This is a genomic window from Pseudomonas sp. PIC25 (assembly GCF_002286785.1).
Taxonomy (GTDB): domain Bacteria; phylum Pseudomonadota; class Gammaproteobacteria; order Pseudomonadales; family Pseudomonadaceae; genus Pseudomonas_M.
This window is the reverse complement of the sequence record NZ_MUJY01000153.1, coordinates 1-20686: the sequence shown is the minus strand read 5'-3', so window position 1 is coordinate 20686 and position 20686 is coordinate 1. Positions and strand designations below refer to the sequence as shown.

At 61.7% G+C, this 20686-nt stretch carries 15 protein-coding genes and 1 pseudogene; 4 read left to right on the top strand and 12 right to left on the bottom strand.

Features of this window, described 5'->3' with window-relative positions:
- Positions 1 to 19: 19 nt before the first annotated feature.
- The 4 genes from trmB to BZL41_RS18890 all read right to left on the bottom strand — a co-directional run bounded on the left by trmB (position 20) and on the right by BZL41_RS18890 (position 2287).
- Positions 20 to 739, bottom strand: a complete 720-nt coding sequence (trmB, locus tag BZL41_RS18905; RefSeq protein WP_095600729.1) for a tRNA (guanosine(46)-N7)-methyltransferase TrmB — start codon at positions 737 to 739, stop codon at positions 20 to 22.
- A 52-nt stretch (positions 740 to 791) separates the two neighbouring features.
- On the bottom strand, positions 792 to 1586 hold the full coding sequence (locus BZL41_RS18900) for a thiazole synthase (RefSeq protein WP_095600728.1): 795 nt from the start codon (positions 1584 to 1586) through the stop codon (positions 792 to 794).
- A 19-nt stretch (positions 1587 to 1605) separates the two neighbouring features.
- Positions 1606 to 1806 carry a sulfur carrier protein ThiS gene (gene thiS / locus BZL41_RS18895; RefSeq protein WP_084333272.1) on the bottom strand — a complete coding sequence of 67 codons (201 nt, stop codon included), beginning with the start codon at positions 1804 to 1806 and terminating at the stop codon, positions 1606 to 1608.
- A 103-nt stretch (positions 1807 to 1909) separates the two neighbouring features.
- Positions 1910 to 2287, bottom strand: a complete 378-nt coding sequence (locus BZL41_RS18890) for a DUF423 domain-containing protein (protein WP_095600727.1) — start codon at positions 2285 to 2287, stop codon at positions 1910 to 1912.
- Positions 2288 to 2356: 69 nt separating this feature from the next.
- On the opposite strand from BZL41_RS18890, the gene mtgA reads away from it, so the two are divergent.
- A complete protein-coding gene (mtgA, locus tag BZL41_RS18885; RefSeq protein WP_095600754.1) occupies positions 2357 to 3085 on the top strand; it encodes a monofunctional biosynthetic peptidoglycan transglycosylase in 729 nt (242 codons plus the stop codon).
- Between the two features lie 7 nt (positions 3086 to 3092).
- Here mtgA and BZL41_RS18880 read toward each other — a convergent pair whose 3' ends face one another.
- The 5 genes from BZL41_RS18880 to ftsY form a co-directional block, all read right to left on the bottom strand.
- Complete coding sequence (locus BZL41_RS18880; RefSeq protein ID WP_095600726.1) at positions 3093 to 3701, bottom strand: hypothetical protein; 609 nt, start codon at positions 3699 to 3701, stop codon at positions 3093 to 3095.
- A 68-nt stretch (positions 3702 to 3769) separates the two neighbouring features.
- Entirely contained in the window at positions 3770 to 4624 is an 855-nt protein-coding gene (gene rpoH / locus BZL41_RS18875) for an RNA polymerase sigma factor RpoH (protein ID WP_084333278.1), read from the bottom strand.
- A 143-nt stretch (positions 4625 to 4767) separates the two neighbouring features.
- A complete protein-coding gene (gene ftsX / locus BZL41_RS18870) occupies positions 4768 to 5793 on the bottom strand; it encodes a permease-like cell division protein FtsX (protein WP_095600725.1) in 1026 nt (341 codons plus the stop codon).
- A complete protein-coding gene (gene ftsE, locus BZL41_RS18865) occupies positions 5793 to 6461 on the bottom strand; it encodes a cell division ATP-binding protein FtsE (RefSeq protein ID WP_095600724.1) in 669 nt (222 codons plus the stop codon). Before ftsE ends, ftsX begins: the two co-directional genes overlap by 1 nt.
- On the bottom strand, positions 6458 to 7828 hold the full coding sequence (gene ftsY, locus BZL41_RS18860) for a signal recognition particle-docking protein FtsY (protein WP_095600723.1): 1371 nt from the start codon (positions 7826 to 7828) through the stop codon (positions 6458 to 6460). Before ftsY ends, ftsE begins: the two co-directional genes overlap by 4 nt.
- A 228-nt stretch (positions 7829 to 8056) precedes the next feature.
- Here ftsY and BZL41_RS18855 point away from each other — a divergent pair, with 228 nt between their 5' ends.
- Genes BZL41_RS18855 through rsmD form a run of 3 tightly spaced genes read left to right on the top strand, consistent with a single transcriptional unit; the run spans position 8057 to position 11455 of the window.
- Positions 8057 to 9412: a pitrilysin family protein gene (locus BZL41_RS18855; RefSeq protein WP_095600722.1), complete on the top strand. Its 1356-nt coding sequence runs from the start codon at positions 8057 to 8059 to the stop codon at positions 9410 to 9412.
- Complete coding sequence (locus tag BZL41_RS18850; protein WP_095600721.1) at positions 9405 to 10868, top strand: pitrilysin family protein; 1464 nt, start codon at positions 9405 to 9407, stop codon at positions 10866 to 10868. Before BZL41_RS18855 ends, BZL41_RS18850 begins: the two co-directional genes overlap by 8 nt.
- A complete protein-coding gene (gene rsmD / locus BZL41_RS18845) occupies positions 10868 to 11455 on the top strand; it encodes a 16S rRNA (guanine(966)-N(2))-methyltransferase RsmD (RefSeq protein ID WP_095600720.1) in 588 nt (195 codons plus the stop codon). Before BZL41_RS18850 ends, rsmD begins: the two co-directional genes overlap by 1 nt.
- A 125-nt stretch (positions 11456 to 11580) precedes the next feature.
- On the opposite strand, the gene BZL41_RS18840 is transcribed toward rsmD, so the two are convergent.
- From BZL41_RS18840 to BZL41_RS18830, 3 genes and pseudogenes are all read right to left on the bottom strand, one after another.
- Positions 11581 to 19548, bottom strand: coding sequence for a putative Ig domain-containing protein (locus BZL41_RS18840; protein ID WP_095600719.1), 7968 nt, complete (start codon positions 19546 to 19548; stop codon positions 11581 to 11583).
- A gap of 378 nt (positions 19549 to 19926) precedes the next feature.
- Complete coding sequence (locus BZL41_RS18835) at positions 19927 to 20424, bottom strand: hypothetical protein (RefSeq protein ID WP_095600718.1); 498 nt, start codon at positions 20422 to 20424, stop codon at positions 19927 to 19929.
- A 41-nt stretch (positions 20425 to 20465) separates the two neighbouring features.
- Positions 20466 to 20686: pseudogene (locus tag BZL41_RS18830) on the bottom strand (hemolysin secretion protein D); the annotation flags it as partial.

Here is a 20686-nt window from a genome sequence, read left to right as displayed (position 1 = left end):
TTGCCGTCCCGCGCCGACGTCAGTCGATGCGCTGGAACAGCAGGTCCCACACCCCATGCCCGAGGCGCTCGCCGCGCCGCTCGAACTTGGTCATCGGTCGATCGTCCGGACGCGGCACGAAGCGCCCGTCCTGCGCCAGGTTGCGATAACCCGGCGCTGCCTGCATCACTTCCAGCATGTGCTCGGCATAAGGCTCCCAGTCGGTGGCCATATGCAGCACGCCGCCGATCTTCAGTTTCTGCCGCACCAACTCAGCGAATGCCGGTTGCACGATACGCCGCTTGTGATGACGCTTCTTGTGCCAGGGATCGGGGAAGAACAGCAAGACCCGATCCAGGCTGGCATCGGCGACACAGTGCCGCAGCACCTCCAGCGCATCGCAGCTATAGACGCGGATATTGCTCAGCCCCTGGGCCTGCATGCCGCTGAGCAGCGCACCGACACCGGGTTTGTGCACCTCGACGCCGATGAAGTCCTGCTCCGGTGCGGCGGCAGCCATCTCCAGGGTCGAGTGGCCCATGCCGAAGCCAATCTCGAAGGTCCTCGGCGCTTGGCGGCCAAACACCTGGTCGAAATCGCGCAGGCCTTCTTCCAGCTCCAGGCCATACTTCGGCCAGCCCTGTTCGAGGCCGCGCTGCTGCCCTTCGGTCATGCGTCCGGCGCGCATCACGAAGCTCTTGATGGTGCGTTGCGGGCGCGCTGCGTCCTGCCCAGCCTGGTGCTCTTGGGTATCGCTCATTGGAAAACCTTGGAATGGCGCCCGGAGCGAGGACCGCTCCGGACGAGAGACATTAGCGGATCATGCCTTCCAGCGGCGAAGAGGCGCTGGCGTAGAGTTTCTTTGGCATACGCCCGGCGAGGTAGGCCATGCGCCCGGCGACGATCGCATGCTTCATCGCCTCGGCCATCAGCACTGGATTCTGCGCATGGGCGATGGCGCTGTTCATCAGCACCGCCTCACAGCCCAGCTCCATGGCGATGGTGGCATCGGAGGCGGTGCCCACGCCGGCATCCACCAGCACCGGCACGGTGGCCTCTTCGAGAATGATCTGCAGGTTGTACGGGTTGCAGATGCCCAGTCCGGTGCCAATCAGGCCAGCCAGCGGCATCACCGCGATGCAGCCCAGCTCGGCGAGCTGGCGCGCGATGATGGGGTCGTCGCTGGTGTACACCATGACGTCGAAACCGTCCTTGACCAGCACGTCGGCGGCCTTGAGGGTCTCGATTACGTTCGGGAACAGGGTCTTCTGGTCGGCCAGCACTTCCAGCTTGACCAGCTTGTGGCCGTCCAGCAGCTCGCGCGCCAGGCGGCAGGTGCGCACCGCTTCCGCGGCGTCATAGCAGCCGGCGGTGTTAGGCAGGATGGTGTAGCGGTCCGGCGGAATCACGTCGAGCAGGTTCGGCTCGCCCGGGTTCTGGCCGATGTTGGTGCGGCGCACGGCAACGGTGACGATCTCGGCGCCGCTCGCTTCGATGGCGAGGCGGGTTTCTTCGAGATCCTTGTATTTGCCGGTACCGACCAGCAGGCGCGACTGATAGGTACGGCCGGCCAGGGTGAAGGGCTTGTCGCTGCGAACTTGGCTCATCGGAAATCCTCTTGGGCGGCTAGCCGCCGCCAATGGCGTGCACCACTTCCACCCGATCGCCCTCGCGAAGCGCGGTGGCGGCATGCTGGCTGCGCGGCACGATATCCAGGTTGAGTTCGACCGCGACGCGACGCCCGGCCAGTTCCAGACGGTCGAGCAGCTCCGCGACCGTCTGGCCTTCGGGCAGCTCGAAAGGTTCGCCGTTCAACTGAATGCGCATGACAAAGCGGTCACAACATTTTGAGGGGTCGGCATTCTAGCCCGATCCCGGCAGCGGACCAAGGTATCCCGCTGCCATTCGTCTTCATTTTTTGACGCGCGGGTCAGATTCCTTGCGCGCGCCAGGCCGCCAGCCCCAGGCAGACCCACCCGGCGAGAAACGCGGTGCCGCCCAGGGGCGTGATGATGCCGAGCTTACCGAGGCCGGTCAGGGTCAGCACGTAGAGGCTGCCGGAGAACAGCAGGATGCCCAGGGCGAACAGGATGCCGGCGGCGCCCAGCACGCGGCTCGGCGCATGCAGCGATACCAGCGCGACACCGAACAGCGCCAGGGCATGAATCAACTGGTAGTGGACGCCAGTCTGAAAAACCGCCAGGTACTCCACCGAGAGCCTGGCCTTCAGGCCATGCGCGGCGAAGGCGCCAAGGGCGACACCGGTGAAACCGAAGAACGCGGCCAGCAGGAGACAGGCTCGAAACATGGATAACTCCCGGACAGAGCGGATGCGGCCGCTATAATGGCCCGCTCTCCCGTTCCGGCCAAGCCACGCATGCTTAGAAACCTACTCCGCCGCCTGATCAAACTAGTGCTCTGGTTCGCCGTCGGTTCGGCGCTGCTGGTGCTGGTGCTGCGCTGGGTACCGCCACCCGGCACCGCGCTGATGGTCGAACGCAAGCTGGAGGCCTGGGGCGACGGGCACTCGCTTGATCTCCAGCGCACCTGGCGCGGCTGGAATACCCTGCCGGACGATCTGAAGATCGCGGTGATCGCCGCCGAAGACCAGAAATTCGCCAACCACTGGGGCTTCGACTTCAGTGCTATCCAGCAGGCGCTGGCACACAATGCCGACGGCGGCAGCCTGCGCGGCGCCAGCACCATCAGCCAGCAGGTGGCCAAGAACCTGTTCCTCTGGTCTGGCCGCAGTTGGCCGCGCAAGGCGCTGGAGGCCTGGTTCACCGCGCTGATCGAACTGCTCTGGACGAAAGAGCGGATTCTCGAGGTCTATCTGAACAGCGTGGAATGGGGCGACGGCATCTTCGGCGCCGAAGCCGCGGCACGCCGCCATTTCGGTGTGGGCGCGGCTTATTTGTCTGCCCAGCAGTCGGCCCAGCTCGCCGCGGTACTGCCCAATCCCCGCGAGTGGAGCGCCGGGCGTCCCGGCGCCTACGTGCAACGCCGGGCCCGCTGGATTCGCCAGCAGATGCGCCAGCTCGGCGGCAATCATTACATCGATCAGTTGCGGCCGGAGTACCCTCACTGGTGGCCGCGCTGGCTGTGAAGCAACTTCAACGTTGCTGCAAGGCCCGCCGCGGGACGCCATGCAGCAACACCACTTCATCGTCCCGCAGGTGCGCGGTCAGGCCGAGGTCCGGGTAGACCCAGGCCTCGCCTTCGGCCAATTGCAAGCGCAGACGCGGCTGGCCAAGGCTGGCGCTGATCCGTTCGGCCGCCATGGGGGTTTCGGGCTTCAGATGCAGGATAGCGATGGCGTGGCTGCCGAGCTCATCGCTGACCTGGCGACTGAGTGGCTGCTCAGCATCGGTGGGCCGCAACCCGGTGGCTTTCGTCAGGCTGGCGCGCTCGCTATCGCTCAGCGCCAGCTCGGCTTCGAGCTGCCAGAGTTCGTCCGCATCGCCGACCTGGGCCCGGTAGAGCAGGCGCGGCTCGTCCAGGCGTGGCTGCAACCAGAGTTCTCCCTCCACCTCTCCGCTCAAGACGGCAAGCGTCAAGCGATCGTCCGCCAGCGGCGCCAGCAGGCGCTCCCGCCATTCCGCCATCCAGGGCAGCGGCTCGCCCTGGCGGGCCTGCATCAGCCAGACACCCCAGCCGAAGAACAGCATCGCCACCAGGGCGAAGACCAGCCAGTGCTGGGGGCGTAGCGGCGGCATGAGCATGGAAAAACCTCCGGGCAGAAAAAAGCCGCACTCAGCAGGCTGGGTGCGGCTTTTCATGTGGCTGTGGATTACGCCTGGATCGAGCCCTTGAGCTTGTTCATGGCGTTTTTCTCCAACTGGCGGATGCGCTCGGCGGAGACGTTGTACTTGGCGGCCAAGTCGTGCAGGGTCGCCTTCTCCTCGGCCAGCCAGCGCTGGTAGAGAATATCCCGGCTGCGCTCGTCCAGACCTTCCAGCGCTTCGTGCAGGTTGCTGGTGGAGCTGTCGCTCCAGTCGGCGTCTTCCAGTTGGCGCGCCGGGTCGTAGCGATGGTCTTCCAGGTAGTAGGCCGGGGACTGGTGGGCGCTGTCGTCGTCGGCATCGGCCGCCGGGTCGAACGCCATGTCCTGGCCGGTCAGCCGGCTTTCCATCTCGCGCACTTCATGCGGCTCGACACCGAGGCTCTCGGCCACCGCGTGCACTTCGTCGTTGTTCAGCCAAGCCAGGCGCTTCTTCTGCCCGCGCAGGTTGAAGAACAGCTTGCGCTGCGCCTTGGTGGTCGCGACCTTGACGATACGCCAGTTGCGCAGGATGAACTCATGGATCTCCGCCTTGATCCAGTGCACGGCGAAGGACACCAGCCGTACCCCCATCTCGGGGTTGAAACGCTTGACGGCCTTCATCAGGCCAACGTTGCCTTCCTGGATCAGGTCGGCCTGGGACAGGCCGTAACCCGAATAGCTGCGGGCGATGTGTACGACGAAGCGCAGGTGCGCGAGCACCATCTGCCGTGCCGCCTCGAGGTCCTGATGGTAGTAGAGGCGCTCGGCCAGTTCGCGCTCCTGTTCCTGGGTGAGCAACGGGATGCCGTTCACCGCATGCACGTAGGCCTCCAGGTTCGCACCGGGAGCCAGGGCATAGACAGGTTGCAAGGACGTGGTCATGCGAATCCTCCGATTCACTAAAGCTGGCGCAGTGTAGCACTGAGCTATCCGACTGCAAGGGGGCGTAAAAGTTTCGTTACACCCATTTCCAAATATTGCCTGAAAGGCCCTGAATACGGGCCCTTCGGGCATTCAGGTCCGCCTCAACGAGGCGCCAGCTCGCTCAGATGCCGCGCCACGGCCAGCCAGGCACCGATGTAACCCAGCAGCACCGCGCCCAGCACCAGGGAGACCGCATCTCCGAGAGGAACGCCGGCCAAGGCGAAGTCGCTACCGTAGAGGCCGGCCAGGCGCACCACCGCTTCGTTCAGCCAATCCAGGCCGAAGGCCAGAATCGCCCAGGCCAGCAGGCCGGCGCCCAGCCCGTAAAGTGCACCCATGTACAGGAAAGGACGCCGCACGTAGCCATCGGTTCCACCCACCAGCTTGATCACCTCGATTTCGGTGCGGCGGTTCTCGATGTGCAGGCGAATGGTATTGCCGATCACCAGCAGCAGTGCCATGACCAGGATCAACGTCAGGCCGAAGACGAAGCGCTCGCCGAGCTTGAGGATCGCCGTCAGCCGCTCGACCCACTGCATGTCGAGCTGCGCCTGCTGCACCTGCGGCAGCTCGGACAAGCGCTGGCGCAGGGCCTCCAGGCCGGTCTTGTCGATTTCCTCGGGAGTCACCACGATCACGCCGGGCAATGGGTTTTCCGGCAGCTCCTTGAGCGCTTCGCCGATACCGGAGTGCTGCTGCAGCTCGGTCAGTGCCTGTTCGCGACTGACCCACTCGGCCTCCGCCACGTCCGGCATGTCGGCGATTTCAGCGCTGAGCCGCTCGCCTTCGCTGTCGCTGGTGTCGAGCTGCATGAACAGGGATATCTGTGCGGCACGCTGCCAGGAACCGCCCAGCCGCTCGACGTTGTCGAGCAGCAACGCCAGCCCCATCGGCAGGCTCAGGGCGATGGCCATGACCAGGCAGGTGAAGAAGCTGCCGACCGGCTGCCGCGCCAGACGCCGCAGGCTATCGACCAGACTGGCGCGATGGCTTTCCAGCCAGGCGTGCAGCAGGGCCTGGAAATCCGGGCCGTCGTCGTCCTTCTTCGCCGGCTTCTCCGCCTTGGGCTTCGGCGTCGCGCCGACGCGCTCGGCCGGCTTCGTTGGCGGTACGCGGGTCGCGCTCATCAGCCAGCCTCCCCGTCGCCGATCAGGCGGCCGCGCTGCAGGGTGAGCATGCGGTGACGCATGCGCGCAATCAGCGCCAGGTCGTGGCTGGCAATCAGCACTGTGGTGCCCAGCCGGTTGATGTCTTCGAATACGCCCATGATTTCCGCCGCCAGACGCGGGTCGAGGTTACCGGTGGGTTCGTCGGCCAGCAGCAGGGCCGGGCGATGCACCACTGCCCGGGCGATGCCCACGCGCTGCTGCTGACCGGTGGACAGGTCGGCCGGATACAGCTCGGCCTTCTCGTGCAGGGCGACCCGCTCCAGCGCCGCGCCAACCCGCTGGGCGATCTCTGCCTTGGGCAGACCGAGAATCTGCAATGGCAGGGCGATGTTGTCGAACACCGTGCGATCGAACAGCAACTGGTGGTTCTGGAACACCACGCCGATCTGCCGACGCAGGAAGGGAATCTGTGCGTTGGTAATCTGCGCCAGGTCCTGCCCGGCGAGCAGCAGCTTGCCGGTGGTCGGCCGTTCCATCGCCAGGATCAGGCGCAGCAGCGTGCTCTTGCCCGCGCCCGAGTGACCGGTGACGAAGAGGAACTCGCCCCGGCGCACCCGGAAGGACAGCTCGTGCAGCCCGACGTGGCCGTTGGGGTAGCGCTTGCCGACCTGTTCGAAACGGATCATGCGTGCTCTCTTTCCGCGAACAGGGCCTGAACGAAGGCGTCCGCCTCGAAGGTACGCAGATCGTCGATACCTTCGCCGACACCGATGTAGCGGATCGGCAGGCCGAATTGCTTGGCCAGGGCGAAGATCACTCCACCCTTGGCGGTGCCGTCCAGCTTGGTCAGGGCCAGGCCACTGAGCGTCACGGCCTGGTGGAACTGCTTGGCCTGGTTGATAGCGTTCTGTCCGGTGCCGGCGTCGAGCACCAGCAGCACCTCATGGGGCGCCGTCTCGTCGAGCTTGCCGATTACCCGGCGAACCTTCTTCAGCTCCTCCATGAGGTTGTCCTTGGTGTGCAGGCGTCCGGCGGTATCCGCGATCAGCACGTCAATCCCGCGTGCCTTGGCGGCCTGCACCGCATCGAAGATCACCGAGGCCGAATCGGCGCCGGTGTGCTGGGCGATCACCGCGATGTTGTTGCGCTCGCCCCAGACCTGCAGTTGCTCCACCGCCGCAGCACGGAAGGTGTCGCCGGCCGCCAGCATGACCTTCTTGCCTTCCAGCTGCAGCTTCTTGGCCAGCTTGCCGATGGTGGTGGTCTTGCCGACGCCATTCACGCCCACCACCAGGATCACGTAGGGCGCCTTGGCCGTGTCGATCTTCAGCGGCTGCTCCACCGGGCGCAGCAGCGCGGTCAGCTCTTCCTGGAGCGCCTTGTACAGCGCGCCGCTGTCGGCCAGCTCCTTGCGCGCCACGCGCCTGGTCAGGCTCTGCACGATGGCGGTGGTGGCCTCGACGCCGACGTCGGCGGTCAGCAGCCGGGTTTCGATCTCGTCGAGCAAATCGTCGTCGATGGCCTTCTTGCCGAGGAACAGACTGGCCATGCCTTCGCCGAGGCTGGCGCTGGTCTTCGACAGGCCCTGCTTGAGACGGGCGAAGAAACCGACCTTATCCTCCGCCTTGGGCGGTTCGACGGCCGGAGGCGCCACCGGGAGAGGTTCGGCCGGCGCGACTGGCGGCTCGATGTGCTCATGCAGCAACTCGCTGCCGGCGTTGATACGAAAACGCGAGGTGGCCGGCCGGGGGGTGTCGCCATTCGCTTCGGAGGGAGCGGTCGGCGGCTGCTCCTGCGACACGGGCGCGACTGGCGGAGGCATCGGGGCGGCGGAAGTGGTTTCGGCCGGTGCCGGGGTCTGCGCCGCCTGGGGTGCGCTCGGCGTCAGCGGGGCGGCGGGGTCGCCACCGCCCTGCGCCGAGGCATCGGGCGTCGGCTCGGGGTGGGCCGGCTCGCCGGTCTGCTCCTGGGGCTTCTTGCGCAGCCAGCCAAACAGGCTTTTCTTTTCACCGGCCTCGGCCGGGGTCTTCTTGTCGTCGTTGGAACCAAACATGGAGACGGGTTTCTCAAGGGAGCGCCACGCGCAGCCTGCCTGAACAGCCGGCGCCGGGGTCAGAGGCAGGGTGAAAACGCAGTTTTGTGCTGGTTTTCAACGCTGCATGGCCAAGCACAGCAGCTTTAGCAGGCCCGAGACGTGGCCGCCAGGAAATCGGACAAGTATCCTAGCACCTCCCCGCCCGCCGACGCTAAGTCCACCGGGCCGCCGAAAAGAGCTTTATCCATGAATGCGATTGCCCGCCACGCCGCCGGCCTGCTGTTCGGCGCTCTCTCACTGCCGATGCTGGCAGTGGCCGCCGATCCCCAACCCACCCACGAATTCACCCTGGACAACGGCCTCAAGATCATCGTCCGCGAGGACCACCGCGCGCCGGTGGTGGTGTCTCAGCTCTGGTACAAGGTCGGCTCCAGCTACGAGACACCCGGCCAGACCGGCCTGTCCCACGCCCTCGAACACATGATGTTCAAGGGCAGCCGCAAGCTCGGCCCCGGCGAGGCCTCGCGCATCCTGCGCGAACTCGGCGCCGAGGAGAACGCTTTCACCAGCGACGACTACACCGCCTATTACCAGGTCCTGGCCCGCGACCGCCTGCCCGTGGCCTTCGAACTGGAAGCCGACCGCCTCGCCAGCCTGCGCCTGCCGGCCGACGAGTTCGCCCGTGAGATCGAGGTCATCAAGGAAGAACGCCGCCTGCGCACCGACGACAAGCCCAACTCGCTGGCCTACGAGCGCTTCAAGGCCATGGCCTTTCCCGCCAGCGGCTACCACACACCCACCATCGGCTGGATGGCCGACCTCGAGCGCATGACGGTCGAGGAACTGCGCGCCTGGTACGAAAGCTGGTACGCGCCGAACAACGCCACCCTGGTGGTGGTCGGCGATGTCACCGAGAAGGAAGTCAAAGCCCTTGCCCAGCGCTATTTCGGCGATATCCCGCGCCGCCAGGTACCGCCGGCGAAAATCCCGCGCGAGCTGAGCGAGCCCGGCGAACGCCTCATCACCCTGCACCTCAAGACTCAGTTGCCCAACCTGCTGTTCGGTTTCAATGTGCCCAGCCTCACCACCGCCGGGAACCCGCGGGAGGCCCATGCCCTGCGCCTGATCGCGTCCCTCCTCGATGGCGGCTACAGCGCCCGCCTGCCGTCGCGCCTGGAGCGCAGCGAAGAGCTGGTGAGCGGCACCTCCGCCTGGTACGACGCCTCGGCCCGGGGCGACAGCCTGTTCGTGCTGTCCGCCACCCCCAACGTGCAGAAGGGCAAGACCCTGGCGGACGTGGAAGCCGGCCTCTGGCGCGAACTCGAAGACCTCAAGAAGAGTCCGCCTTCCGCCGCCGAGCTGGAGCGCGTGCGCGCTCAGGTCATCGCCGGCCTGGTCTACGAACGCGACTCCATCACCAGCCAGGCCACCGCCATCGGCGAACTGGAAAGCGTCGGCTTGTCGTGGCGGCTGATCGATGAAGAGCTGGACGCCCTCAAGGCCGTCACCCCGGCCGATATCCAGGCCGCCGCCCGCACCTATTTCACCCGCTCGCGCCTGAGCGTCGCCCACATCCTGCCCGAGGAAGCCCGCCATGACTGAGCGTACCGGCCAGCGTCACGGCCTGTTCGGCCCCGTCCTGCCCCAGCTGATCGCGGCCCTGGCGATGCCCGCCATCCCGGCCGTCGCGGACACCGCCGCCCCCCGTATCGAATCCCTCGCCAGCCTTTCCAAGGAAGCTCCGGGCTACCGCAGCCTGGATATCCAGAGCTGGCGTACCGCCGAAGGCGCCAAGGTACTGTTCGTCGAGGCCCGCGAGCTGCCGATGTTCGACCTGCGCCTGACCTTCGCCGCCGGCAGCAGCCAGGACGGCGACACCCCCGGCCTGGCCACCCTGACCAACGCCATGCTCAACGAGGGCGTGACGGGCAAGGATGTCACCGCCATCGCCGAAGGCTTCGAAAACCTCGGTGCCGAGTTCGGCAACGGCGCCTACCGCGACATGGCGGTGGCCTCGCTGCGCAGCCTGAGCGCGAAAGACAAACGCGAGCCGGCCCTGGCACTGTTCGCCCAGGTGGTGGGCAAGCCGACCTTCCCGGAAGACTCGCTGGCACGCATCAAGAACCAATTGCTGGCCGGCTTCGAATACCAGAAGCAGAACCCCGGCAAGCTGGCCAGCCTGGCGCTGTTCGAACGTCTCTACGGCCAGCATCCCTACGCCCATCCCAGCGAAGGCACCGAACAGTCGATCCCCGCCATCGGCATCGATCAGTTGCGCGTCTTCCATGCCAAGGCCTATGCCGCCGGCAACGTGGTGATCGCCCTGGTCGGCGACCTTTCGCACAGCGAGGCCGAGGCCATCGCCGCCCAGGTCTCCAAGGCGCTGCCGGCCGGTCCCGCGCTGCCGAAGGTGGTGGAACCGCAGGCGCCCAAGGCCGGGCTCAGTCACATCGACTTTCCCTCCAACCAGACCCACCTGATGCTGGCCCAGCTCGGCATCGACCGGCGCGACCCGGACTACGTCGCGCTCTACCTGGGCAACCAGATCCTCGGCGGCGGCGGTTTCGGCACCCGCCTGATGGAGGAGGTGCGGGAGAAGCGCGGGCTGACCTACGGCGTCTATTCCGGTTTCAGCCCCATGCAGGCACCCGGTCCATTCATGATCAACCTGCAAACCCGTGCCGAATTGAGCGAAGGCACCCTGAAGCTGGTACAGGACATCGTCCGCCGCTACCTCGCCGAAGGCCCGACGCAGAAGGAACTGGACGACGCCAAGCGCGAACTGGCCGGCAGCTACCCGCTATCCACCGCGAGCAACGCCGACATCGTCGGCCAGCTCGGTGCGATCGGTTTCTATGACCTGCCGCTGACCCACCTGGAAGATTTCATGGAGAAGGCCCAGACGATGGATGTCGAACAGGTGAAGGCGGCCATGGCCCGTCACCTGGCCCCGGACGCCTTCGTCATCGTCACCGCCGGGCCGACCGTGGCACAGAAGGAACTGCCGCCGCCCACCGACAAACCCGTACAAGAGCCCATCGGGGTTCCGGAGCACTGATGCGACAGCCAGCAGCGAAACGGCACGGCGGCCAGGGCCAGCTCCGCATCATCGGCGGTGAATGGCGCAGCCGGCGCTTCGCCTTCCCCGATGCCCCCGGCCTGCGGCCGACGCCGGACCGCGTGCGGGAAACCCTGTTCAACTGGCTTGCGCCCTATATCCAGGGCGCCCGTGTGCTGGACCCCTTCGCCGGTAGCGGTGCGCTCTACCTGGAAGCCCTGTCGCGCGGCGCCAGCTTGGCACTGGCACTGGACCTCAATGCCGAAGCCATCGCCAGCCTGCGCAGGCATCTGGACACCCTGAACTGCAGCGCCGGACAGCTCCTGCAAAGCGACGCCCTGCGCTACCTGGACAGCCAGACCCCGACCCCGTTCGATCTGGTATTCCTCGACCCGCCGTTCAACCAGAACCTCCTCGCCCCCACCTGCACCCTGCTCGAAGAACGCGGCTGGCTGGCCAAGGACGCCTGGATCTACACCGAGAGCGAAACCCAGCCCTCCTCTCTCGGCCTGCCAGCCAACTGGCGCCTGCACCGGGAGAAGAAGGCCGGCCAGGTGTATTACGCGCTATGGCAACGCGGCAGTTGAGGATCGCTCAAGCGACCGCTTCGTCAGATAGAAAAAGGGCCTTCGAACGAAGGCCCTTTTTTGTGAGGCAGGGAGATATGACTTGGGTTTGTATGGCCTCGCCGAAGCGAGGCCATACAGCTCAGCTATTGCCAGTTAGCCGCAATAACCGCATTCAAGGCCTCCTTATAGCTCGGCGGCAAGGACGTCTGGCCAGCCGAAGGCGGAGCGAAGGCAGCCATCGCCTCAACGAGCTGGTCTACCTGGCTATCCAGCAAGACCCGGCCATCGGCGGTGCGGAACTGCTCGATGTGCTGAGCTTTTTCCCAACTACCGCCACCCCAGAAATCCCACTTCTCTATGGTCACCTTGTCTGAAGTGCCAACTACCTCGATTTCCAGATCGTGACCACTTCGGCGGAACCACAGTTGCTCGGCATTGATATCGGAACCGAACGACAGCGTATCAATGTGACTTGAATCAGGGTCGAAGTCATGGACAGTGTCCTGCCCATCACCTCGTTTGAAAACGTAGGTATCGCCACCGTAGTCCCCATTCAGGTAGTCGTTGCCAGCTTGGCCCTCGAGCCAGTCGGAACCTGAGCCACCGAACAAACTGTCGGCACCAGCACCGCCCAACAACGTGTCATCGCCACCAAGAGCATCGACCGTTCCGCCCAGAGCAGCGACGGCAAGCGTATCCGAGCCAGCAGTACCTACCACGTCACGCGGTGGCTCCACGACGATATTGAACAGATCGCTTGTAGACGCTCCTGACTTATCCGTCGCACTGACTTTGACTACCGAGGTTCCGGAGCTGGAAGGCAAGCCGCTGAAGGTTCGCGTCGCTCCATCGAACGTCAGCCAACCAGGAAGCGCCGCCCCGCTAGCCAGAGTAGCGCGATACGTAAGCTGGTCATTTGCATCGACATCCGAGAAAGATCCTGCTGGAACCTGGAGGTTGAACCCTCGGCCTTGCACCACCTTCTGATCGGGAATTGGTCGAGAGACCACTGGCGCATCATTGACGTTCGTCACCTTGATATCGAAGATGTCCGACGCCATCAGTCCCGCTTTATCCACAACGGTGACCCGTACGGAAAAGTTGCCGACGTCTCCATTGCTCGGTGTTCCGCTGAACGTACGGCTGGCCGCATTGAATTCCAGCCATGAGGGAAGAGGCTTACCATCCGAAAGGGTAGCCGTAAACGTCAGGGCATCTCCAGCATCAGGATCGTAGAAAGCAGTTGCGGGAAGTGCATAAACGAAGCGTCGATCTTCCAACGCCGCCTGATCGGCGATGGGTGTTTTTACTATGGGCTGCCGGTTCGGCACAGTGCTGAGCTTTGCGGTATCCCAAACCTTACCGTTGGCAAACTCGATTCGCTCAATGGCATGGCCACCAGCGGCCGACCATGGTGAGATGATCTGCTGTCCGTCGCGCAAACGGAGAATCATGCCCTGTTCTCCATGATCGACGGCAACATCTTTCTCACCGATGCCGGCGCCCAGCACAATCGAGTCTATGCCGCCCGATGCCTTGGACAGGTCCTCGACAATCCGGTCTTGCCCCTCGCCCGGGGCAAAGAGATACCGATCATTGCCCGTACCTCCCCTCATGTGATCATTACCAAAGCCGCCGATCAAAACATCATTGCCAGCACCACCATCAAGGAAATCATTTCCCGAACCTCCGCTCAGTCGATTTCCCAAGTCGTTGCCTATCAGCTCGTTGTCCTGACCGTTACCTGTGCCATTCAAAGCCGGCCCCGACAATACAAGCCTCTCGACGTGCTCAGCCAGAGTGAAATTAACAGTGGAAACGACCCGGTCGAATCCCTCGTCAACGGCCTCTTTCACCACATCGGCAATATTGTCGACGAAATAGGTGTCGTTACCCGTACCGCCTGCCATCGAGTCTGCACCCTGTGCGCCATCGATGCGGTTATCCGCGGCGTTGCCGATCAGCGAATTGTTCTCGCTGTTACCCGTTGCATTGATCTGTGCGACTCCTGTAAGGATCAGGTTCTCCAAATTATTCGCTAACGTAAAGGAAACGGACGACTTGACCGTATCGATCCCTTCTCCCGCCATCTCTACTACGCGATCCGCACCATCATCGATGATGTAGATATCGTTACCCTTCCCTCCGACCAGCACATCGGAGCCACCTTTACCATCCAGGACATTGTCGGCAGAGTTACCGACCAAGCGATTCGCCAAGCCATTGCCGGCTCCGTCGATCGCTGCCATACCCGTCAGTTCCAGCACCTCCACCTCATCCGGCAACACATAGCTGACGCTGGATTTGACGACATCATGGCCCCCGCCGGCCGTTTCCTTGACCAGATCGCCGGCGTCATCGATGACATAGGTGTCATCCCCGCTACGTCCTTCCATCGTGTCGGCGCCCTTGCCGCCATCGAGGACATTACCTCCCGCATCGCCGACAAGGAGATCGTCGACGAAAGAGCCAGCGATAAACGCCTTTGGAGTTTCTGCCACGTCGGAGAAGATGAAATTGGCAGCAGACAGTTGTTCGGCCTTCACTCCTTTCAAAGTGAGATAGTGCGTGCCGCTCGCCTGGGGCCCCAGCCATACGCGCAAATAATGCAGTCCATTGATGCTCAAGTCCGAAAACGCCAGATCCGAGAAAGCCCGGACCTTATGGAATTGGGAAAGATCGATTTTCTCGTCCAGGTTACCGACTTCGAAGTCTTCGATCAGATTCGCCATCAAGCCCTGAGAGGCGGTTTCCCGGTTATCCAGGACCACAATGAAACGATCACTCCCCGTACCACCGGATACAGCTGCTCCAGTCAAAGTAACGCCATCGATGGTGATACGCGGTGCCAGCAGCGTGGTGGATGCGTAATCAGAAGCCCCCTGATCTCCTTCCAGATAAAGGGTGTCATCTCCCGCATCACCGCCCAGGTAATCCAATCCATCGCCGCCATACAGCACATCATTCCCGGCACCGCCTCGAACCACATCGCTGCCCGCGCCACCTTTCAGCGTATCGTTACCACCGATCGCGCCGCTCGTTGAGTTCTCGCCGACCAGCACGTCATTCCCGCGCCCACCATAAACGGCGTCATCCCCCGTTCCGCCAAATACCCGCTCACCAACAGAACCAGCCCAATAGGCAATGCCTTTCACAGCATCCGGAAGAACCCGCTCACCGGAGCCCCCATTGCCGAAGCCGTGCCCAGAATGCCGGGCCAATTGGCTCACCTTCACTCCATCTTCCACATAGACGAGGCTATCGAGAGAGAACTTGGCCGCATCGACCTTGAGCAACCGTACGGACTGTCCGCCAGGCAGGTCGATACGCGTATCCAGGCCCTGCTTCGTCACCTTCAAGGCCGGATGTACAAGTGAACTGAAGCCAGACAGCACCAACCGATCGGTACCGATCTGAAAATCATTGATCACGTCAGTTTCGCCAGGATTCCTATCGACGACGAAATAGTCCGTCCCCGCTCCGCCCGTCAGCGTATCGTTGCCCTGGCCACCGATCAGCAGATCATTTCCCGCACCGCCCGAGAGAACGTCGTTACCGCGCCCTCCCATCAAAGTGTTAGCCGCTCCATTACCAATCAGGACATCCCCAAACTCGCCGCCAATCGCATTTTCTATCTGAGCAGGGTTCTGTATGGTCAACCGAGTCCCGGCCAGAGTTGCCACGCCGGTCGAAAGGTCGATTCGGCTGGCACCGCTTATTGCCGCAACGTTCAGGGTATCGACTCCGCCATCCGTGTCGTTCAGAACGTTGCGCTTTCCCGTCGCGGCCAACAGGGCGTATTCATTTGTATACACATACTGGTCGTCCAGGGTCTCTCCCTGGCCATAGATATTCAGGCTCCAATTGTTAAGCGTGCCGGTATCGCCTGTTACGGTATCGATGACTTGCAGTATCCACTTGCCCGTAGCTTGCTCCCCCCTCAACAACGCGGTGTCGAAAACATAATCCAGCGTATGTCCCCCGGCAAAGCTCTCATCTCCGCGCTCGGCAGCCGAACCAGGCAACGCTCTACCCGGACGGTCCATCAGAATTGACTCGGTTCCCGAAGGCGAAATCAGCTTGATGATCAGATCGCCGGGTCGGGCGTGAGTCAGGCTCACCCGAACCTCGGCATGCTCCACCAGCAAATCGACACCCTCTATCGCCAGGGTATGACTGAGGCCGGACGTCACTCCATCAGGGATAGCACTATCGAGGGGACCGGATCGCAGAGGGGCAACCAAGCGATATTCATTGTCATAGGTCTGCTGGGTATTCCATGTTTCCGCCAAACGCACGGCAGCGCGAGCATCGACTTCGCCGTAGCCATAGTCATGGCTCACATGCATGCCGCCACCGTTCCAATTCTTACTGCCGTTGTCCTTCCAAACGGTCGCCGGATCGATAACCTTTTTTGCGGAAAGTGCCAGTATCTGCTGCACATCCCGGTACCCCAAAGCAGGATTGGCTTCCAGCATCAATGCCACGATGCCGGAGACAATGGGAGTAGCAAAGCTGGTCCCTTGCGAAACCGAAGCATCGGCACCGAACGTAGAACCGTTGTCGTTCTGTACCAAGCGTGAAGTAGACGTCACGTTGGATCCTGGCGCGCTGACCAGGATACTGGCCCCTGGACTGGAAAACGGTTTGCCTCCCAGTTGCAAGGCGCCCAGGTCGGTAGACGCATTGATCGCGCCGACTACTATGCTGCTGCGAGTATTCGTCACGTTCGAATAATTGGCGTTGCCCCCTGCCGCCCGGTCGTTACCCGCCGCCGTGACAATCACCGTTCCCAAGCCATCCCGCCCCTCGCGCAGAGCACGACGGTAAGCATCTGGCATATTGCCCAGCTCGGCAGGCGTAAAGCGCAGGTCGAACCGGGAGCTACTTCCCCAACTATGGTTCACTACGTCGTAATCGCGCATGTGACCCAGGCTGGTGAAGTCATCCTTGTCGAGCCAATGTCCTCCGAGCGTTGCGTCGTAGGCCACCCCGACACCGCCCTCACCATTCCGAGCAGCCACCATGACGCCAGCCACCAGCGTGGCATGGTCGCTGAACTTACCCCCACTGCCTTCGCCTGCCATTTGCCCCGGCGTGGCATTCGCCAGCCAGTCCGGGTCAATGTTCCCTTTCAGATCAGCGTGTCGATAATCCAGAATTTCCTTGGTCGTGCCGAATGGGCCATTGGTCTCGAACTGGCCGATCCGCACACCTTTGCCCGTATAGTCTTTCCAGACAGGGAGGATATTGGCCTGAGTCAGATACCACTGATCGGTTACCAGCGGATCGCTGGGCAAATCCGGCGTTCGCAGAAATACCGCAGCGCGCATCACGGCATTTTCACCGCTGGAGCGATCCACGATAGTAGCGGCCTTGTTGCCCTTGGCGTCGGCCACGCTGTATTTGAAGCTCATGACGCCAGTGAAACCGGGGTCCGGTGTAAACTGCACATCCCCCGTCTTGGTCAGTACAGCCTTGCCACCGGTGACCTCGTAAAGTCCGACGATGCGTAAGGCATCCTTCTGCCAATCGATATCATTGGCCAGCAACTGATCCTTGCCGATCAGATGCGCACGGGTGCGTCCGAAAGCAGCCCCTGTCTTGTCCTTATCCAGCACATCCTTGGTTACCAGCGGATTTTCCATACCCGAACTGGCAGTGCCGGGGATATCCACCAGCTTCAGGTTCTTGAAATTGGCCTTCTCCACGCTCTTGACGAAGTCCGTACCATCCCGGCCCGCTACCGTGTCGCTGATCCAGACGCCTTCCTGGGTCTTGGTGAAGCGGTATTCGGAGAACTCGCCCGACAGCTCGATGACATCGGTCCCCTCCCCGCCGTCGAGCGTGTCGTCGCCCGCGCCGCCCATCAGCACATCATCGCCGGCACCGCCACTCAGATGATCGTCGTCCAGGCCACCGTCGATAAGGTCATCGCCCAAACCGCCCTGGATCTGGTCGCGCCCTCGGTGCCCGCGCAGCACATCGTTGCCGGCCCCGCCGTTGATCCAGTCATCGCCGTTTTCCCCGGACAAGGCATCATTGGCAGCCCCACCGATCAGCACGTCGTCGCCATCACCGCCGCGCATATAGACCGTGCTCGCCCCGCCGCCGATGAATACATCGTTCCCGCGCCCACCCTGGGCGATCTCCACTTCGGCCTGCGCCAGATTGAGGACGACACCCTGATCGCCAATGACCTGAACGATGTCGGTCCCGTCGCCGCCATGGATATCGAGCTGTGAGTCGTCGGCATCGATCAGCAGCACATCGTCGCCCGCGCCGGCGTTGAACGTATCGCTGCCTTGGCCGCCCGCCAGCCAGTTGGTCCCGGCATCGCCGATCAGCACATCGTCGCCCGAGCCGCCCGTGGCGTTATTCACTCCTTTCTGCGCAACGTCGATGGTTTCGCCGGTCTCCGACGAAGAGGCATAGGCGCTGACCGGAGCGGCTTGCCCACCGCCCTGGGTCGAGACGACAACGCCTGAGTCGCTCGCCGTGAAGGTATGGCCATTGGGGTTGGCCAGGAAATTGGCAGCAACGGCTTCCTTGGCCGAACCGTTCTGTACGAAGGTCCCCCTGGCCAGCACCTCGTTGCCGTCCCGCACCTCGCCGCTCTGCTCCGTATGGGCCAGGTCGATCCGGGAGATGCCAAGCGCCGACAACGATTTCAGCTCGCTCGCTTCGCCCGTATCTACGGCGCTGTTGCCGTTGACATCGTTCCAGCTCTTGCCGTCATGGTTGGCATCCACCCATACCTTGACGCTGGACCAGGCGGCGTCCTTGTCATCGAAAACAGCGTCGCCGTTGCTGTCCAAGCTCTTCAGCGCGTCGAATCCATTCTTGAAGCGCTTCTCGCCCGCACTCCCAGCACTGCCCGTCGCCCCGCCGAAATATTCGGAGAGGGTCTCGCCGATATGGTCGATCTTGCCATTGCCATCGCGGTCGACCACGACGATGCCGTCGCCCGAACTCACCCAGCCGGTTTCCTCCAGGCTGCCGCCATCGTTATCGATATCGAACAACACCGGCGCACTGACATAGTCGGTCAGCCGGACACCATCCCCATCCAAGTCGAGCACCAGCGGATCGGTCGGCAACGTCAACCGCGCCTGGGCATTGCCCGAATTGAGCAGGGCGCCGGATTTACGGGGATCGTATGAAAAACCCTGCATCGCACTGCGCAGGCTGAAATCGAATACGTCCTTGACGGTATTGCCATTACCCGGCCGGTAGCCGTCGGCGAGGATTTGGGTTGCGGCGGCGGTGAAGGTGTTGTTTATCCAATCACCTTGGTACTGGTTTGAATTGAGTTTGTTGGAATCGTAGCCAAGTTTCCAACCTCCACCACTCGAGACCAAGCCATTGCTAACTTGCGCAGCGGCAGCCTCATGATCGACAGGAGACTTCTCCTCTAAAACCGATACATTATTGACAGCCAAAGAGAAATCACTTTGGGGGTTGGAAGAAATTTCAGGAATTGAGCCAAACACCTTCTCACTTGCAAACCCAGCAGTGTTATCGAACAACTTGAATACGGGGTCCAATAACTGCTGCTCGCTTATCCACGAATTCAGCTCTTTAATCGGTCCTACCTCTTGGGGTAGCAATGCGACCGAATAGAAGGCATGAGCCATACCACTCATGACCGCACCAAACTGAGAAGACCCGGTTAGCTTAGTATAATAATCCCCCACCTGATTGGAGTATTCACCCACACGAGCATCCAGTTTATCGCCCCATTTCGAATCGATATAACTTCCAAGCTTGTACCCTACCGAGAATGACAGCGCCACCCTACCCAAAGCAACATTACTGGTCTTCAGCGCAATCAAGGCTGCGATATCTACATAACTATCCAACCCAGCCGTTCCGTTTGACAGTTTATAAATAGCTGTCGCCAGAATAAACGGCGCCGTCATGGTTGAGGCAACTGCAGCCACCTCTGGACCAAGCGCACTTGAAGCAGCGTTAATTATCGCCGCACCATCGCCAAAACTCCCCAATATATTTTTATCACCCCCTTCCAAAGCATCATTTACAGCTTTCCCCGAAAGAGCCGCATCAATAAGCCCAGCAATCTTTTCAACTTCTTCTATAGAAATAGACATACCCTACACCTTTATCAATACCGAGAAACAGCAAGATATACTATGCAGCTTATAAAGAGACCTGCCAGCATGAAGCCAAGCATGACAAAAGCCCCACCAACAAAACTCACAACTTTATTCTTTCTCCCAGAAAGATACATTCCTATCATATTCAGAATAAGAGTCCATACCTTAAGTGGATCATACATTCCTGAAAAATACCCCCTCCCTAGACCCAGCCCAAACAATGCGGCCAAGAACACGACCACACCAGTCGAGAAATAGAAAACGAAATACTTCAGATGATAGGTTTTATGCCCCAACTCTAGCCGCTTCAATCTTCAACCCCGCATCTAATCATGCCTAAAAAAGAACACCTCAACTCTTTTCCACTCTCACTCAAAGCAAAATCTCGGTCGCCGCCTGTTCGACCGTATATTTCTTCACATATCCCATGGCCTCGCTTGCGCCCTCCAGGCTGTACCGGACAACCTTGAACAAACCGGAGTTGATTGGAAAAGCGAAACCAATGACACCGTCCTGCTGCAAGACCTCATGAATCTGGCTTTGATCGTCCACCCTCAATTCATATTCAACCGAATTACTGGCACAGGACGTCTGGACGGACAACGCGGATGCAGGTGTATTGACCAATACCGGAACCGCCGCCCCCACCTTGCACTCGAACCCTGCCGAAAACACATGCACGCACTTCTGCGTATCGACGAAGCAACGGAATGCCAGGTAGCCACCCGCCTTGTTCTGCGTTATCGCTATCAAGTCCACGCTGTCCTTGGCATGTATCACGGACCAGTCCGAAAAGGTTTCGACAACTGCCGATGCCGCCGCCAGCGAAGAAAAAGCCACACCCACGATTGTCATGAAGAACTTGGTCATTAGTTACCCTTCAGATTGATTGACATCACTTCACCGATGAATCAGCGCTCATCCAAACTTTCATCCACATACTCCTTCAACGGACTCAAGAAGTAATCGATCACCCTGCGCTTATCCGTCTTCACTTCCGCCCGCACGGCCATGCCCGGCGACAGGGCGATTTCCTTGCCGCCGACTTGGAGGGTCTTTTCCTTCAACTGGATGCGCGTGCTGTATACGAGGCCGAGTTTTTCGTCTTCGATGGCGTCGTTGGAGACGCTTT

Excerpts from the sequence above, each read along its gene's own strand:
- trmB (WP_095600729.1), bottom strand. The coding sequence starts at position 739 with ATGAGCGATACCCAAGAGCACCAGGCTGGGCAGGACGCAGCGCGCCCG.
- BZL41_RS18890 (WP_095600727.1), bottom strand. The coding sequence starts at position 2,287 with ATGTTTCGAGCCTGTCTCCTGCTGGCCGCGTTCTTCGGTTTCACCGGT.
- rpoH (WP_084333278.1), bottom strand. The coding sequence starts at position 4,624 with ATGACCACGTCCTTGCAACCTGTCTATGCCCTGGCTCCCGGTGCGAAC.
- BZL41_RS18835 (WP_095600718.1), bottom strand. The coding sequence starts at position 20,424 with ATGACCAAGTTCTTCATGACAATCGTGGGTGTGGCTTTTTCTTCGCTG.
- BZL41_RS18855 (WP_095600722.1), top strand. The coding sequence starts at position 8,057 with ATGAATGCGATTGCCCGCCACGCCGCCGGCCTGCTGTTCGGCGCTCTC.
- BZL41_RS18850 (WP_095600721.1), top strand. The coding sequence starts at position 9,405 with ATGACTGAGCGTACCGGCCAGCGTCACGGCCTGTTCGGCCCCGTCCTG.
- BZL41_RS18900 (WP_095600728.1), bottom strand. The coding sequence starts at position 1,586 with ATGAGCCAAGTTCGCAGCGACAAGCCCTTCACCCTGGCCGGCCGTACC.
- ftsX (WP_095600725.1), bottom strand. The coding sequence starts at position 5,793 with ATGAGCGCGACCCGCGTACCGCCAACGAAGCCGGCCGAGCGCGTCGGC.
- BZL41_RS18880 (WP_095600726.1), bottom strand. The coding sequence starts at position 3,701 with ATGCTCATGCCGCCGCTACGCCCCCAGCACTGGCTGGTCTTCGCCCTG.
- mtgA (WP_095600754.1), top strand. The coding sequence starts at position 2,357 with ATGCTTAGAAACCTACTCCGCCGCCTGATCAAACTAGTGCTCTGGTTC.
- BZL41_RS18840 (WP_095600719.1), bottom strand. The coding sequence starts at position 19,548 with ATGTCTATTTCTATAGAAGAAGTTGAAAAGATTGCTGGGCTTATTGAT.
- thiS (WP_084333272.1), bottom strand. The coding sequence starts at position 1,806 with ATGCGCATTCAGTTGAACGGCGAACCTTTCGAGCTGCCCGAAGGCCAG.
- rsmD (WP_095600720.1), top strand. The coding sequence starts at position 10,868 with ATGCGACAGCCAGCAGCGAAACGGCACGGCGGCCAGGGCCAGCTCCGC.
- ftsY (WP_095600723.1), bottom strand. The coding sequence starts at position 7,828 with ATGTTTGGTTCCAACGACGACAAGAAGACCCCGGCCGAGGCCGGTGAA.
- ftsE (WP_095600724.1), bottom strand. The coding sequence starts at position 6,461 with ATGATCCGTTTCGAACAGGTCGGCAAGCGCTACCCCAACGGCCACGTC.